Source organism: Modestobacter sp. SYSU DS0904, assembly GCF_054051115.1.
The window spans coordinates 30,579-45,581 of sequence record NZ_JBJHAQ010000015.1 but is presented as its reverse complement, the minus strand read 5'-3'; the positions used below and the strand labels follow the sequence as shown (position 1 = coordinate 45,581).

Sequence of the window (15,003 nt, the reverse complement as noted above, 5' to 3'; positions counted from 1 at the left end):
GGATCTCAACGCGTGACTGCGCACCTGTCCACGGCAACCTCAGTTGCGCGTTCCGCCGGTCGAGCGGCCCACGCGCTCCAGCGCGGCGGTGAAGCTGTCATTCCAGAGGCCGAGGTACGGCCACACGTCCTGCACCCTGGCCGTCGCCTCCGCGGCCGACAGGCCCTCCGTCCGGCGCAGCCACGCCCGCAGCACCAGCCCGGTGCGGGACGCCCCGCCGTGGCAGTGCACCAGCACCGGCCGGCCCTCGGCGCGCAGCGCCGCGAGGTCGTCGAGGACGTCGGCCAGCACGGCGTCCACCTCGCTGTTCGCGTCGTCGTCGGTCAGGTAGGCGTAACGCTGCACGTCGTGCCCGAACGACTCGCCGGTCCGGCAGAGCGAGACGACGGCAAGATCCCGGGAGCTGTTCCGCGCACCGTCGAGGTCGGCGGCCCACACACCCGGCAGCACCTCCCGCGGTTCCAGCCGCGGGCTACGGGCTGCTACGTGCCGGTCGGGCGGCCGTCCAGGGTCGCGGCGAGCGCGTGCAGGTCGGCCAGATCCCAGCGCTTCTCGGCGTAGCCCGGCACCCGGCCGTGGACGACGGAGGTCCACCGCATCGGGATGCCGGCGATGCCGAACACCGCACCGGCCAGCCCGCCGGCGACGGCGGCCACCGTGTCGGTGTCACCACCGAGGTCGATGACCAGCCGCATCACCCCGGCGAAGTCGGCCGCGTGCCGCAGCGCCCACACGGCCGAGCCGAGCGTCGGCCACACCGCGCCGTTGCTCTCGGTCGCCTGGTCCGGCGTCCAGCCCGGTGCCAGCACGGTCGCCCAGCGGTCGCGGTGCTCGGGAGCCATGAGCTCCAGGGCCGCGGGGATCGCGGCCAGCGGGTCGCAGCCGTCCAGCGCCACCCGCACCAGCTCGTGGAAGACCGCGCAGCCCTCACCGGCCGCCGGGTCGCCGTGGGTGAGGGCGGAGATCCGCCGGGCGGCGTCCATGGTGGCCGCGGTGCCGGACCGGCGAACCAGATCGCGGCCGGCGTCGTCCGCATCAGCGAGCCATTGCCGGCCGCGTGCCCCGAGCGGGCGTGGTGTTCGGCCGCGGCGACGTCCCACGGCCGCCCGGAACCCAGGACGGCGCGGGTCTGGTTCCCGACGTCCGGCGGGCCGGCGCGCAGCCAGGTGCGGAACCGGTCGAAGAGGTCGGCCTCGTCCAGGCCGCCGCGCTCGACCAGGGACGCCGCCACCAGCAGCGCCATCTGGGTGTCGTCGGTGAACTCGCCCGGCTCCCGGACCAGCGGACCGCCGCCGCACATCTCGGTGGCGACCCCCCGGGCGTCGGTGGGGAAGCAGGCGGAGAACTGGCCGGCCGGGCCGAACTCGAACGGGGCGCCGAGGGCGTCGCCGACGGCGGAACCGATCAGCGCACCGGCGACACGGTGGTCGCGGGGCATGGGCTGGGTCATCAGGCCTCCATCCCGGTGGCACGGCGTGCAACCGCGTACGAGTCAGCCGCACACACGCCCTACGGTCAACGGGGTGAGTGACCAGGGTGCGCACCACCTCCAGCAGGACCGTTCGTTGGCGGACCATCCCCGCCCGTCCGTGGCGGTGGACACCGCCGTCCTGACGGTGGACGTACGGAACGGAGCTCTCGGGGTCGTCCAGCACCAACGCTCCGACGGCGGGAAGTGGGCGCTCCCCAGGACCTCCCTGCACGAGGGCGAGACGCTGGCCGACGCCGTCCTCCGCTCGCTGTCCGAGAAGGTGGGCCTCCGCGGAACGCGCCCGCAGCAGCTGCACGTCTTCGAGGACCCCGCACGCGATGACCGGGCCTGGGTCCTCTCCGTCGCGCACGTCGTAATGCTGCTCGCCGAGGACGTCGAACTGGTGGTGGCGAGCCGGGACGACGTCCGGGTGGTGCCGGTGGACGACGCCGTGGGTCAGCCGTTCGACCACGACGTGATCGTGCGCCTGGCCGTCGACCGGGTGCGGCAGGACTACGCGCTGCAGCCCGACCCCGCCGGCCTCCTCGGCGAGGCATTTCCGTTGAAGGCCCTGCAGGCGCTGCACGACGCGGTGGCGCCACGGCCCGGCCCGGGGGAGAGCCGGCCGTCCATCGACACGTTCCGGCGGTACATGGTCGGCAAGGGGCTCATCCAGCCCACCGGGGAGTTCGCGCGCAAGGAGCGGGCGGGCGTCATGGGCAAGCCGGCCGAGCTCTACCGGCGCGCCGGGGAGAGCCGGGACGTGACCGACGGCCTCGGCATCCGCCCGGTGCGCAAGGAGCGGAACCGGGCCGACCGGCCGGTGGACGACGCGGGTCCGGCCCGGACCTTCGGTGGGCTGGGCGCGCACACCGTGGCGCCGGCGATCCAGCGGCTCGTGGACGAGGTCGGCGCCCAGGTGCCGCTGACGCTCACGGTGATGCCGCACTACGTGGCCGTGCGGCCGGTGGGGGAGGAACGGGTCGCTGCCTACGCCCGGCCGCAGACGCTCTCCGTCGGACTCGACCCGGACGCCGCAGGAACGGTCGCCGACGACCACCCGGACTTCCGGCTCGAACGCACCTCAGCGGCAACCCACCACGTGCACGTGCCCGCGTCCGCACTGGACGAGCCGGTACGCCGGCAGGCCGCCCGCGCTGCGCTGGAGCAGGCCCTGGCCCGCATCACCGGCGCACACTGAGCCTCGGGAACCCGACGGGCGTGGATCTCGTGTCCTGGGGCACTGGTTCGAGAAATTGCGGCCAGCACCGGCCGCTCAACAGAGGGAGACCACCATGGCAGGCATGATCCGCAAGCTCCTGATCTCCGGTGTCGCGTCGAAGGTCATCCAGGAGGCCCGTAAGCCGCAGAACCGGGCGAAGCTCAAGAAGGCCTTCGCGGACTTCCAGGCGAAGCGCAACGGCAAGAGCCCGGGCGGCAGCAGCCGCTACTGAGTCCGCTTCGGCCGTACCGGCACGAGCGGCTCGAGTGCAGGGCCGGCGCCGACGACTACCTCGGCTTCCGGTACTGGACTGTGGTGACTAGGGCCCGTCGACCGGCACGGCCAGCGGCGCCCGGGTGCGGGTCATCAGCTCGATGAGCTCCCGCACCGCTGTCCTGGTGCCGGCGATGTCGTCCGCCACCGGGCTGAGCCCGGCGCGTTCGGACCCCACCGATGTCGCGATGGTCAGGTCGTCGATGACCAGCGCGGAGCGCTCGAACCTCTCCAGCTCGGCCAGCTGAGCCAGCTCCCGGGACAGCTGCGCGGCCTGGTCGCGGTGCTGGATGAGCGCGTCGGCGCGCTCACCCAGTCGCGCGGCGGCTGCGTCGAGCGCCGTCCACTGTTCCTGCCAGACGTGCACGGCCGGCCCCGTCGGCATGGCCCCGAGATCGGTGCGCGCCTCGTGGATGCGCACCGCCAGGTCGATGACGGCGTCGACCTCGCGGTCGCCGTCGAACGCGGCGCGCGTGGCTTCGAGTGCTGGAGAGGACCACGACGGTTCCCGCAGCGTCTCCTCCCACGCCCGGCACGCCGCACCGGCCACCCGCGCCTCGATCCAGTCGGCCTCGGCCAGCTCGGTCTCCGGTCCGGCGCAAGCGAGACGGCGCCGCTCGGCGGCGGCCTCGCTGGTGAGGCCCAAGAGGGTCAGCAGCAGGACGGCGAACAGCACCCCGACCGGCGCAGCGAGTTCCTGCAGCCCGACGAACGCAGCTACCGCCAGCACCCACCGGCTCCACAGCGGGAGGCGCCGCCATGCCTGTCCGGCGGACTCGACGGAGGCCATCACCCCGGTTGGAGCGGGCCGCGTCTTGCGCTCGATCCGGTTCCGCCCGTGCGGGTAGCGGGTGTTCCAGAGCGCGTCGTGCGGCAGCTTCGTCCGGCCCCGCCGCTCGCCGACGTCCGTAGCGGATCCGGACCTCGGGGCCAGCCGGCAGAGGGCTGTTCGCAGGACGAAGTCGTTCTTGGTCAGCAGATCGATGACCTGGTCATCGGTGTGCACGGCGACGCCCTCTGACGTCAGGGAGACCTTGCGGATGCCGGAGCGGGGGATGACCAGAGCCTGCGGACCGTGGCGGTGTTCCGGCCTGGCCAGCCGCAGCAGTTCGGTGAAGTGTTGTCGGGGTTGTGCCTGCCCCATGAGCAAGGCTCCGGACGTGATCGCCAGTGCGCCGCTGGACGTCCCCGCCCACCTGGCCTGGAACACCCCGTCGATGACGTCGCCCGGGTCGAGAGCTGCGGCCATCGCCCCGACGTCGGTCTTGAGCGGCCGCTTCGTCCACGGACGCCGCAACGCTGCCCGCCACAACAGCTCCGCCGCCTGTTCCACCGGGCCGCCTCCTCACGGAAGCGGGTGGGTCCCGCTCCTGCGACGAAGACGACCACGGGCCACCGACGGAGATCGGGGCTACGGCACGGCCTCTCACCGGATCGGGGGACACCGCTCGCGGCCGGTACCTCGTCCGGGGGTGGCCCGGTGCTGGCCGGCCTTCGGGCACCGCTCGACTCCCTAGCGTCCTCCGGTGACACCTGGTGTCCGGCCGTCGGAGGAAGAATGCAGAGCCTGCTCGCGATCGTGGCAGCCCACAAGATCGCCGCGATGGTGGCCGCCGCCGCCCTGGTGGTCGGGGCGGGTGCCGTGCACGAGGCAATAAGCGGACCGGTCACCGCGACGGTGACCAAGGTGGTGGACGGCGACACCATCGACGTCCAGTACGACGGCGAGACGCGCCGGGTGCGATTGCTCAACGTGGACACCCCGGAGTCCGTGGATCCGACGAAGCCGGTCGAGTGCCTCGCCCCGGAGGCGACCGACTACCTGAAGGGCCGCCTCCCCGTCGGGACCGAGGTGCGGCTCGAGCACGACGAGGAGACGCACGATCGGTACGGCCGCGAACTGGCCGCCGTCTTCCTCGGCGACGACCTGGTGAACGCCGACATCGCCCGGCAGGGCCTCGGCGTGGCGCTGGTGGTCGGCTCGAACTCGAGGTTCTACCCGCCCGTGCGGCAGGCGCAGGACGAGGCGCGTGGGGCCGGCCGCGGGCTCTACGCCTCCGACGTGACGTGCACCGTGCCCGCGCAGGTGGCCGCACTCGAGCAGACAGCGGCCGACACGGTCGCCGAGCAGCCTGTCGCCCCGGCCGAGTTGACCGCGTTCGACGCCCACTCCGGTGAGCTGGTCGCTGCGCTGACCGCGGCCCGGGCGCTCGGCGCGCTCCTGGACGGGGACCCGGGCGCCTTTCCGTTGCTGCCGCTGGCCGGCACCGAGCTGAGCGGGCTGCAGCGTCGGGTGAAGGACGTCCGATCCGACCTGGACGCCGCCGTCGACGCCAACGCCTCGGCTCGTGCGGCCGAGCAGCAGCGACAGGAGGAAGAGGCCCGGCGAGCTGCGGAGGAGGCGGCGCGCCTGGCGGCGGAGGAGGCGGCGCGCCAGGCCGCCGAGGAGGCTGCACGGCAGGTCGCTGAGCAGGAGGCCGCGCGGAAGGCAGCCGAGGACGCTGCGGCGGCGGCCCGAGCCCGCTCACAGTCGTCCGGCTCGTCGTCCCGGACCTCATCGAGTACCCCGAGGACGGCAGCTCCCTCGCAGACGTCCGGCAGCTCCGGCCCAAGTGGCTACACCGGCTGCCGGAGCTACGCGCCCGGCGGCAAGAGCTGGACGCCGATGCCCTGCCCGGGCTCCTGATCCCTGGCTCGGCGCAGGTCGCGGCCGATCAAGTTCGGGTTCGGCCGGCAGCCACGTGCGGCAGGTCGTCGAGGTCGAGGTAGGTCACTGGCCGAGGCGGTCGAGGCGAAGGGGCACGGCCATGCACACATGATGCCGCCGGTGGCACCACGTCCGTGCTCACCCGTGCGGGCGACGAGGGCTCCCCGAGGGCGCCACGCGGGGCCGGTGGTCGGCTACGAACAGCAGCGGAACACGATCGGCCGACGATGGGGGAGCAGTGCGCCAGCACGACGACCGGGCGCACCTACCCACCGGACTGCGCACCTCACCGACAGGTCGGGTCCCGCAGTGGGTTCTCGACGAGTCCGTCGGTCGGGACAGCCCGGCCGAGCCGTGGCGTGCCTGGACGCCCGGACAGCCACCCACCCGCCGCGCGCGCAAGCGGCGCGCGTGGACCGGCATCGGGGGAGCGCTGCTGGTGGTCGTTGTCGTGGCGTCCGCCGCAGTCGCCGCCGGGCTGTTGCCCGGCCTCGATGCGACGGCCACCGATCGCACCGCGCCGACGGCCGGCATCGAGGCGGCCGACAACCCGCTGGGCACGCCTCTCACCCCGCCGGCGGGCGGCGGGACGCACCAATTCGCCCAGGTGCAGGACGACGGGGTCACGCCGGTCGCCTACGACCCGTGCCGGCCGGTGCACTACGTCGTCCGTCCGGACAACGCCCCGTACGGCGGTGATCTGCTCATCGCCGACGCCGTCGCCCAGATCTCCGCGGTCACCGGTCTGCAGTTCGTCCACGACGGCGCCACCGACGAGGCTCCGAGTGATCAGCGCAGTCCCTTCCAACCCGACCGCTACGGCGACCGTTGGGCACCCGTGCTCGTCACCTGGGACACGGTCGCCGAACAGCCCGACTTCGCCGCCGACGTCGCTGGCCTGGCCGGCAGTCTCGCCGTCTCGTCCGGCAATGGGCCGGGCGTCTACGTCACCGGCCTGGTCGAGCTCGACGCCGCCCAGTTCACCGAGATCCTCAGCCGGCCGGGCGGTCAGGCGGTCGCCCGCGCGATCGTGCTGCACGAGTTCGCGCACCTGGTGGGCCTGGACCACGTGGACGACCCGACCCAGCTCATGTACCCGGCGACGTCGGTTGTCCTCGACTTCGCCGCCGGGGACCTCACCGGCCTGAGCCGGCTTGGCGCGGGAGCCTGCGCCCCCGCTCTCTGACGGTCGAAGCCCGCCCCGGGAACGAGACGGCGGCCCCCTCGAGCCACACGACCGGCTGGGTCTCACCCCCGCGAGGTAGCGAAACCCGCCAGTCCCGCCAGCGCTGTCAATCTCGTGCACGACCGGGCCGACCACCATCACGTGAACTGGTCGACGGCGCCCGCGGCGGCAACGCCGCGTCTGATGGCGCGCGTCCTGGCGACCTTCTACGTCGCCGCCGGGATCGCGGGCCTGTTCGCCGTCTTCGGGCCGGGCGCCGGCGAGCAGGGGCGCTGGGCCATCCTCGGCGTCTCGCTCGTCGCGCTGGCGTGCGGTGCGGTGTCGTTCCGCTGGGGTTCGCGCTGGCCCCGGCACGTGTTCCACTGGCCGGTCGCGTCGGCCGGCGCCCTGGTCGCCTTCGCGGTCACGGCCAGCCCCGACGCGGCCACCGCGATGGCCGCCGCCTCGGTCATGGCCTTCCTCGCCGTCGACGCGTTCTTCTTCTTCACCCTGCCGCTGGCCGGGCTGCACATGGCCTTCGGGTTGAGCGCGGTGACGGCGGCGCTGCTCGCCCAGGGCGACGTCCCGGCGTCCCTCGCGCTGGCTCTCGACTCGGTCATCGTGGCGCTGGGCACCGTCGTCCGCGGCCTGGTCATCCGCGCGTCCAGTGCCAGCCGTGACCCGCTCACCGGGCTGGCCAACCGGCGCGGCTTCGACGACGCGCTGCGCGAGCTTCGCGCGGCAGCGTCCCGCACCGGTGAGCCGCTGTCCGCCGCGTTGCTCGACCTCGACCGTTTCAAGCAGATCAACGACACCGCCGGCCACGAGGCCGGTGACCGGGTGCTCTGCCGGATCGCCGACGTGTGGCGCCGCGAGCTGCCACCGTCCGCCGTCCTCGCCCGGCACGGCGGCGACGAGTTCGCCCTCCTGCTGCCCGGCACCACCGGCGCCGACGCGCTCGCCTTGGCGCGCCGCATCGCCGCCCGGCACCCGGAGATCGGCATCTCCTGCGGCCTGGCCGAGCGCCGTCCCGACGAGGGCGCCGCGGAGCTGATGCGCCGCGCCGACCGCGCGCTGTACGACGCCAAGGCCGCCGGCCGTGGCCGGTGCGAGCTCGAGGGTGGCACCGGGTCCGCGCTCGCCCGCGACCTCGCTGTCGCGCTCGCCGACGGCCAGGTGGCGGTGCACTACCAGCCGATCGTCGAGCTCGCGGACGGCGCCGTCGTCGGGGTCGAGGCGCTGGCCCGCTGGACGCACCCCGAGCACGGTCCGGTCCCGCCGGAGGAGTTCGTCGCGGTGGCCGAGCAGAACGGGCTGGTCCTCGCGCTGGGGGCGCACGTGTTGCGCACCGCCTGTGCCGACCTGGCGGGCGTGCGCACGCCGGTCGGGCTGCCGGTCACGCTGGGCGTCAACGTCTCCGGCCGCGAGCTCAACGACCCCGGGTACACGCAGCGGGTGCAGGACGTCCTCGCCGAGACCGGGTTCCCGGCCCACCACCTCGTCCTCGAGGTCACCGAGAGCCTGCTGGAGGGCGGGTCGTCGGCCGCCGTCGCCACCCTGCAGGCCCTGCGCACCGCCGGCATCAAGGTGTCCATCGACGACTTCGGCACCGGGTACTCCTCGCTCAGCCGCCTGGACACCCTGCCGGCCGACGTCCTCAAGCTCGACCGCGGGTTCATCGCGACCGTGCACTGCGCGCCGCGCCGCGCCCAGATGCTGCAGAGCCTGGTGGCGATGTGCCGCGGGCTCGGTCTCGACGTGGTCGCCGAGGGCGTGGAGACCGCTGAACAGGAGGCCGCGGTCCGCGAGATGGGGTGCACGTTCGCCCAGGGGTGGCACTACGGCCGGCCCGTGCCGCTGCCCGAACTGCTCGCCGGCCTGCGCGCCCGCCGTGAGGCTCTCCTCCTGAACGCCGCCTACCGTGGGTGAGACAGCTCCCCGCTCCGGAGCAGTCCAGAGCGGAGGAGGAGAGCTCGTGCGGCAGGTCCGGTCGGGCGCGCCCGAGGTGGCCACGCCGCGGATGACGACGCGCATCCTCGCCGTCTTCTACGCCTTCGGCGGCATCGCCGGCCTGCTCGCGCTCCTGGGTGCGACGCCGCACTCCGCCCATAGCTGGGCCGTCGCCGCGATCGCGTCGGGGGCACTGCTCGGCGCCGTCGTGATCGGCCGCTGGGGTCCCCGCTGGCCGCGTGCGGCCTTCCACGTCCCGGTCGCGGCGGCCACCGGCCTGGTCGCGGTGGCCGCGGCGCTGGCACCGGACCCGCTGACCGCGCTGGCGCGCACCTCTACCGCACTGCGGAGAGCCTCGGCGTCGACCGGTCCAGGATCGTGATCGCCGGGCACTCGGCCGGCGGGCACGCGGTCGGCGCACTGCTGGCGACCGACTGGGCAGGGGAGTACGGACTACCGGCGCAGCCGTTCGCCGGTGCACTGCCGGTGAGCGCAGTGATGGACCTGCGGCCCCTCGTCCACTCCTTCGTTCAGCCGTGGCTGAACCTCAGCCCGGGCGACGCGGTCGCGCTGTCGCCGCAGCTCACACTGCCGGTCGTCGTACCGCCCACCCTCGCCGTCGTCGGGACGAAGGAGACCGACGAGTTCGAGCGCCAGTCCCGGGACTGGGCCGCGGCCTGCGTCGTGGCCGGACTGGACGTCGCGTTCCGGACGTTGGAGCGCAACCACTTCCACATCCTCGACGACCTCGCCGACCCCGAAGGCGTGCTCGCCCGCACCGTGCTCGGCTTCCTGGGCAGGTAACCGACGCCGTGGGCCGGGACATCTCGATCCGCCCGCTCTGCTACGCCCACGTCGACCTGCCACGGGACTTCTCCGGAGCACGTACGACATGCTCAGGACCTACGGCGGACTGGGACAGCAGCCGCCGTCCCGGGTGATCGAGGCCCGCACCGGCCGCGCCGCCACGGGGAGCGGCTGCGACCGGTGCAGGGGTTCCTGGGCGGCCCATCACGCGCCGACCATCGACCGCCACGGTCGTCGGGCGAACCGGTCGGTGCCGGCCCGTGCCGCCAGCCCGGCAGCGGCTGCGCTGGAGCGTGAGCGCACGTCCGCCTCCGGAACGGTCACCAGCGAACCGTCGGACACCACCAGCCGGCCGTCGACGTAGACCCGGCTGACCTCGTCCCCGCGCTGGCTGTACACCAGCGACGACACCGCTGCGTGCACCGGCGTCACGCACAGGTTGCTCATGTCCAGCACCACGACGTCCGCCCGCTTGCCGGCCTCCAGCGACCCGATCGAGTCCGCCATCCCCAGCGCCCGGGCCCCGTCGATGGTCGCCATCTCCAGCGCCTTCTCCGCGGTCATGATCTCCGGGTCGCGGTGCACCCCCTTGTGCAGCAGCGCCGCGAACTTCATCGCCTGCAGCATCGAGTGGTTCGACGACGACGCCGGCCCGTCCGACGCCAACCCCACCGTGATGCCACGCCGCTGCATCGCGGGCACCGGCGCGAACCCCGACCCCAGGTACAGGTTGGAGCAGGGGTTGTGCGAGACCTTCGTGTCGGTCGCGGCCAGCAGGTCCAGATCGGCGTCGTCGACCTGCACGCAGTGCGCGGCCAGCAGGTCCGGTCCCAGCAGACCGGTCTCGGCCGCGAACGGCACGTCGCGGGACCCGAACCGGCGCAGCGACTCCTCGACGTCGAACGGCGACTCCGACAGGTGCATCGTCACCAGCGCCCCGGTCGCGTCGGCCAGCGCCCGGGTCTGCACCAGCGTCTCCCGGTCGACCGACCAGCTCATGCACGGCGCCAGCCCCACGGTCACCCGCGAGTCGGGCCGGTTCCACACCCCGATCAGCCGCTCGGCGTCCAGGAGTGCGTCGTCCAGCGGCTGCACCAGCTCCGGTGGCACCCCGACGTCGGCCCCCACGGTCATGTACCCGCGAGCCATCACCCCGCGGATCCCGACGTCGGCCATCGCCTCCGCCACCGCGTCGCCCAACCTGCGGCGCGGGTGCACGTACATGAAGTCCAGCAGCGTCGTCGTCCCGGTGGTGAGCGCCTCCGCGCACCCGTGCAGCGCACCGGCGTAGCAGTCCTCCGGCGTCAGCTGCACCGCCGACGGCCCGGTCATCGAGGTGAACCAGTCCGAGAGCACCCGGTCGTCACCGAGGCCCTTGAGCAGGGTCTGGAACAGGTGGGTGTGGGTGTTCACGAACCCCGGGACGACGAGCTGCCCGGTGCAGTCGACGACCGTCGCCCCGGGGTGGTCGGCCCGGACCGACGCCGTGTCCCCGACGGCCACGATCACCCCGGCGTCGGTGAACGCCACCGCCCCGTCGGTGAGCACCCGGCGCGCGGGGTCCATGGTCACCACCGTCGCCCCGGCCAGCACGGTGGTGCTCATGCCCGGTCCTCCGGGATCAGCGCGAGCACCTTGTCCGGCGTCCACGGCCCGTCCGAGGTGAGGTTCACCCCGAAGACCGCCAGCGCGTCCTGCAGCGCACCGACCAGCGCACCCGGGGCCCCGGTCGCGCCACCCTCGCCGGCGCCCTTCATCCCGTAGGGGTTCAGCGGGGTCGGGCTCTCCATGTGGTCGGTGCGGATCCAGGGCATGTCCCCGACCGTCGGCATGATGTAGTCCTGCAGCGTCACCGGCAGCGGCTGGCCGTCGGCGGAGTAGGCCAGCTCCTCCATGAAGGTGCCGCCGAGCCCCTGGGCCACCCCACCGTGCACCTGCCCGTCGACGATCGTCGGGTTGATCACCGTGCCGCAGTCGTGCACCACCACGTAGTCCAGCACCTGCACCTCGCCGGTCTCCACGTCGACGGCGACCTTCGCCGCGTGCGTGGCGTCGGAGAACGCGATCCCGCCCGCCTGGTGCTGGTAGGTCGCCTCCAGGTTGAACGCCATCCCGCCGGGCAGCGGCGCGTTCCACGCCGTCGCCGCCCCGGCCAGCTCGCCCAGCGAGAGCGACCGCGCCGGTACGCCGCGCACGTGTGCCGCACCGTTGCGCCACTCGAGGTCGGCGACGTCGATCTCCAGCACGTGCGCCGCGATGTCCATCGCCTTGTCCTTGACGACGCCGGCTGCCTTCCGCGCCGCCGCGCCGCCGATCGCCGCCGAGCGGGACGCGAAGGTGCCCACGCCGTCGGCGACGACGTCGGTGTCGCCGTAGATGATCGTGATGTCCTCGATGTCGACCTCGAGCTCGTCGGCGACCAGCTGGCTGAACGTCGTCACGTGCCCCTGCCCGTGCGGCGAGGAGCCGGTCAGCACGGTCACCTTGCCGGCGCCGTCGACCCGGACGACGGCCGACTCGTACGGCCCGATCGACGTCTCCTCCACCAGCGAGGCGATGCCGATGCCCAGGTACTTCCCCTCTGCCCGGGCGGCCGCCTGCTCCGCCGGCCAGTCCGGGGTGAGCCCGATCATCTCCACGGCCCGGGTGAGGCAGGCGCCGTAGTCACCGGTGTCGTAGACGACCTGACCGGCCAGCACGATCGCCGTGCCACGGTCCAGCGGCAGCTCCTCCGGGGTGATCATGTTCTGCAGCCGCAACTCCACCCGGTCCCGGCCGAGGTCCGCGGCGATGGTGTCCATCATCCGTTCCATCACCAGCACCGCCTGCGGGTGGCCCGCGCCGCGGTACACCGCCAGCGGCGTCTTGTTGGTGACCACGCAGTGCGCCCGGGCCCGGTAGTGCGGGATCCGGTACGGCCCGCGGAGCATCGCGCTGGAGATGGACGCCGGGGTGGTGGCCAGCGTGCAGTAGGCCGCGCCGTTCGACGTCCAGGACTGCGCGTCGACGGCGGTGACGGTGCCGTCGTCGGTCACCGCGACCCGCACGGTGTGCTTCTGCTCGCGGGCGTGCGACGAGGCCACCATCGAGGTGCGGCGGTCCTCGATCCACTTGACCGGACGGCGCAGCCGCAGCGCGAACAGCGGGGCGAGCACCTCCTCGCAGTAGAACTCGCACTTCGCGCCGAAGCCACCGCCGACGTCGGGGGCGACCACCCGGATCCGGCTCTCCGGCACGCCCAGCACCCCGGACAGGAAGCCGCGCACCAGGTGCGGGAACTGGGTGGAGGTGGTCAGCGTCAGCCGCTCGCTGATCGGGTCGACCTCGGCCACCACCCCGCGGGTCTCCATCGGCATCGGCACATACCGGTGGATGGTGAACGTCTCCTCGTACACCCGGTCGGCGGCGGCGAACGCGGCCTCGACGTCCCCGGCGTCCTGGGCGATCGTCGTCATCACGTTCGTGCCGTGCTCGGGGTAGAGCAGCGTCGTCCCGGCGGTCGCCTCGTCCAGGTCGACGACGGCCGGCAGCGGCTCGTAGGTGACGTCGACCAGCGACAGCGCGTCCTCCGCGCCGTACTCGGTGGTGGCGACCAGCGCGACCACCGGTTCGCCCACGTACCGGACGACGCCGTCGGCGAGCGCCGTCTGGAGCACCGGCAGCGAGTCGGTGTACCGGTCGATGCACGGCAGCGGCCCGGCGTCGTCCTTGATGTCCTCCCAGGTCAGGACGGCGAGGACGGCCGGCTCCGCCTCCGCGCGGGAGGTGTCGATGGACACGATCCGGGCGTGCGGGTGCGGTGAGCGCAGCACCGCCATGTACACGGTGCCCGACAGGTTGATGTCGGCGACGAAGCGACCGCGGCCCAGCAGCAGCCGGGGGTCCTCCCGGCGCTTGACCGCGCCGCCGACGTACTTGGGACGGGCGAGCTGCTCGGTCACTGGTCGCCCTCCACGGGTCGGCCGGCGGCCTGACGGGCCGCCTTGAGGATGTTCTGGTAGCCGGTGCACCGGCACAGGTGGCCGTTGAGCGTGTCGACGATCGTCTCCTCGCTCGGCGCGGGCTCCTTGGCCAGCAGCCCGGTCAGCGAGCAGACGAAGCCGGGGGTGCAGAAGCCGCACTGCATGCCGTGGTTGTCCTGGAAAGCCTGCTGCACCGGGGTCAACCGGCCGTCGGGGGAGATGCCCTCGACGGTGGTGATCGCGCAGCCGTCGGCCTGGACGGCGAACAGCAGGCAGGAGCGCACCGCCTCGCCGTCGACCAGGATCGTGCACGACCCGCAGGTGCCGTGGCCGCAGCCGACGTGCGTGCCGGTGAGGCCGAGGGTGTCGCGCAGGAAGTCGGCCAGCAGCGTCCGGCCGGGGACGGCGCCCTCCACGGGCAGGCCGTTGACGGTGAGGTTGATCGGGATCAGCGAAGTGCGAGCGGGGGCCTGTGTCATGGGGTGACCTCCAGGTCGGCGAGGGCGGCCTGCACCGCACGGGCGACGACCACCGGCAGGACGCGGGTGCGGTAGCCCGCCGGGGAGCGGGTGTTGACCTCGGCGAGCGCCTCGCCGTCGGCCAGCCGGGCGGCATCCTGCACGGCTTCTGCGGTGGGGGCGACGCCGGTGAGGGCGGCCTCGGTGGCGGTCATGCGCACCGGACGGTGGTCGAGCCCGGTGACCGCCACCCGGGCATCGGTGACGGAGCCGCCCTCGACGGTCAGCTGGGCGGCCGCGGCGATCAGGGCGAAGTCCTTCGCCTTGCGGGTGACCTCGTAGAAGCCGGCGCCGGTCCCCGGTGGTGCGGCGCGGAACGACACCTCGGTGACCAGCCCGCCGGGTGGGACGGCGGCGGCGAACGAGTCGAGGAAGAAGTCGGCGGCCGGCACGGTGGCCGCGCTGCCGTCGGGGGAGACGACGGTGAACTCGGCATCCAGGGCCAGGGCCACCGCGGGCATCTCCGACGCCGGGTCGTGGTGGCAGAGGTTGCCCACCACGGTGCCGCGGGCGCGGACCTGCGGATGGGCGACCCGGGCGAGCGCCGCGGTCACCAGCGGCGCGTGCTCGCGCACCAGGTCCGAGCTGAGCGCGGTCGCCATCCGGACCGTGGCCCCCAGGTGCACCCGGCCGTCGCCGACGGTGAGGTGGTCGAGCCCCTCGATGCGGTTGATGTCCACGACCACCGGCGGGGTGGCCAGGCGCAGGTTCAGCAGCGGCACCAGGCTCTGCCCGCCGGCGAGCACGCGGGCGCCCTCCGCCCGGGCCAGGTCGGCGAGCGCGTCGGCGACCGTCGCCGGGCGCCGGTAGTCGAAAGCTGCGGGTTTCACCGCGCTCCTCTCGCTGGGTGGGTCCTGCGCTGGTGCGGGGACCGGATGACGTCATCGTCCGGGGCGACCAGGACTCAGGCCATGGACGTCGTGGTGCG

14 protein-coding genes and 1 pseudogene are annotated in these 15,003 nt (G+C 73.6%); 7 read left to right on the top strand and 8 right to left on the bottom strand.

The genetic code is table 11. The features are described from left to right. Positions 1-39: 39 nt before the first annotated feature. The 3 genes and pseudogenes from ACI79U_RS11865 to ACI79U_RS11855 all read right to left on the bottom strand — a co-directional run. Positions 40-438 (bottom strand): protein-tyrosine phosphatase family protein, encoded by a 399-nt coding sequence (locus tag ACI79U_RS11865; protein WP_457067979.1) that lies wholly within the window; start codon positions 436-438, stop codon positions 40-42. A gap of 44 nt (positions 439-482) precedes the next feature. Beyond that, positions 483-983, bottom strand: a complete 501-nt coding sequence (locus tag ACI79U_RS11860) for an ADP-ribosylglycohydrolase family protein (RefSeq protein ID WP_457067980.1) — start codon at positions 981-983, stop codon at positions 483-485. 74 nt (positions 984-1,057) lie between these two features. Continuing rightward, positions 1,058-1,438: pseudogene (locus ACI79U_RS11855) on the bottom strand (ADP-ribosylglycohydrolase family protein); the annotation flags it as partial. 178 nt (positions 1,439-1,616) lie between these two features. Between ACI79U_RS11855 and ACI79U_RS11850 the strand changes: the two are divergent. Further along, complete coding sequence (locus tag ACI79U_RS11850) at positions 1,617-2,672, top strand: NUDIX domain-containing protein (RefSeq protein WP_457067981.1); 1,056 nt, start codon at positions 1,617-1,619, stop codon at positions 2,670-2,672. Positions 2,673-2,775: 103 nt separating this feature from the next. After that, on the top strand, positions 2,776-2,925 hold the full coding sequence (locus ACI79U_RS11845) for a hypothetical protein (protein ID WP_457067983.1): 150 nt from the start codon (positions 2,776-2,778) through the stop codon (positions 2,923-2,925). 87 nt (positions 2,926-3,012) lie between these two features. Here ACI79U_RS11845 and ACI79U_RS11840 read toward each other — a convergent pair whose 3' ends face one another. Next, entirely contained in the window at positions 3,013-4,299 is a 1,287-nt protein-coding gene (locus ACI79U_RS11840; RefSeq protein ID WP_457067986.1) for a hypothetical protein, read from the bottom strand. A 225-nt stretch (positions 4,300-4,524) separates the two neighbouring features. On the opposite strand from ACI79U_RS11840, the gene ACI79U_RS11835 reads away from it, so the two are divergent. The 5 genes from ACI79U_RS11835 to ACI79U_RS11815 all read left to right on the top strand — a co-directional run bounded on the left by ACI79U_RS11835 (position 4,525) and on the right by ACI79U_RS11815 (position 9,592). After that, on the top strand, positions 4,525-5,652 hold the full coding sequence (locus tag ACI79U_RS11835; RefSeq protein ID WP_457067988.1) for a thermonuclease family protein: 1,128 nt from the start codon (positions 4,525-4,527) through the stop codon (positions 5,650-5,652). Between the two features lie 472 nt (positions 5,653-6,124). After that, positions 6,125-6,859 carry a matrixin family metalloprotease gene (locus ACI79U_RS11830; protein ID WP_457067991.1) on the top strand — a complete coding sequence of 245 codons (735 nt, stop codon included), beginning with the start codon at positions 6,125-6,127 and terminating at the stop codon, positions 6,857-6,859. A gap of 183 nt (positions 6,860-7,042) precedes the next feature. Continuing rightward, entirely contained in the window at positions 7,043-8,767 is a 1,725-nt protein-coding gene (locus ACI79U_RS11825; protein WP_457067992.1) for a putative bifunctional diguanylate cyclase/phosphodiesterase, read from the top strand. Between the two features lie 46 nt (positions 8,768-8,813). Next, positions 8,814-9,170: a hypothetical protein gene (locus tag ACI79U_RS11820; protein ID WP_457067994.1), complete on the top strand. Its 357-nt coding sequence runs from the start codon at positions 8,814-8,816 to the stop codon at positions 9,168-9,170. Beyond that, the gene (locus tag ACI79U_RS11815) at positions 9,167-9,592 is read left to right on the top strand and encodes a hypothetical protein (RefSeq protein WP_457067996.1); all 426 of its coding nucleotides are present in this window, start codon (positions 9,167-9,169) and stop codon (positions 9,590-9,592) included. The genes ACI79U_RS11820 and ACI79U_RS11815 overlap by 4 nt, the downstream gene beginning before the upstream one ends. Positions 9,593-9,799: 207 nt before the next feature. Here ACI79U_RS11815 and ACI79U_RS11810 read toward each other — a convergent pair whose 3' ends face one another. The 4 genes from ACI79U_RS11810 to ACI79U_RS11795 are packed head-to-tail and all read right to left on the bottom strand — an operon-like array spanning position 9,800 to position 14,905. After that, complete coding sequence (locus ACI79U_RS11810) at positions 9,800-11,200, bottom strand: amidohydrolase family protein (protein WP_457067998.1); 1,401 nt, start codon at positions 11,198-11,200, stop codon at positions 9,800-9,802. Next, the gene (locus ACI79U_RS11805) at positions 11,197-13,536 is read right to left on the bottom strand and encodes a xanthine dehydrogenase family protein molybdopterin-binding subunit (RefSeq protein WP_457068000.1); all 2,340 of its coding nucleotides are present in this window, start codon (positions 13,534-13,536) and stop codon (positions 11,197-11,199) included. The genes ACI79U_RS11810 and ACI79U_RS11805 overlap by 4 nt, the downstream gene beginning before the upstream one ends. After that, positions 13,533-14,036, bottom strand: coding sequence for a (2Fe-2S)-binding protein (locus tag ACI79U_RS11800; protein WP_457068001.1), 504 nt, complete (start codon positions 14,034-14,036; stop codon positions 13,533-13,535). The genes ACI79U_RS11805 and ACI79U_RS11800 overlap by 4 nt, the downstream gene beginning before the upstream one ends. After that, entirely contained in the window at positions 14,033-14,905 is an 873-nt protein-coding gene (locus ACI79U_RS11795; RefSeq protein ID WP_457068003.1) for an FAD binding domain-containing protein, read from the bottom strand. Before ACI79U_RS11795 ends, ACI79U_RS11800 begins: the two co-directional genes overlap by 4 nt. Positions 14,906-15,003: the final 98 nt, after the last annotated feature.

Coding starts and splice junctions, on each gene's coding strand:
- ACI79U_RS11860 (WP_457067980.1), bottom strand. CDS start 983: ATGGACGCCGCCCGGCGGATCTCCGCCCTCACCCACGGCGACCCGGCG.
- ACI79U_RS11845 (WP_457067983.1), top strand. CDS start 2,776: ATGATCCGCAAGCTCCTGATCTCCGGTGTCGCGTCGAAGGTCATCCAG.
- ACI79U_RS11835 (WP_457067988.1), top strand. CDS start 4,525: ATGCAGAGCCTGCTCGCGATCGTGGCAGCCCACAAGATCGCCGCGATG.
- ACI79U_RS11825 (WP_457067992.1), top strand. CDS start 7,043: ATGGCGCGCGTCCTGGCGACCTTCTACGTCGCCGCCGGGATCGCGGGC.
- ACI79U_RS11810 (WP_457067998.1), bottom strand. CDS start 11,200: ATGAGCACCACCGTGCTGGCCGGGGCGACGGTGGTGACCATGGACCCC.
- ACI79U_RS11800 (WP_457068001.1), bottom strand. CDS start 14,036: ATGACACAGGCCCCCGCTCGCACTTCGCTGATCCCGATCAACCTCACC.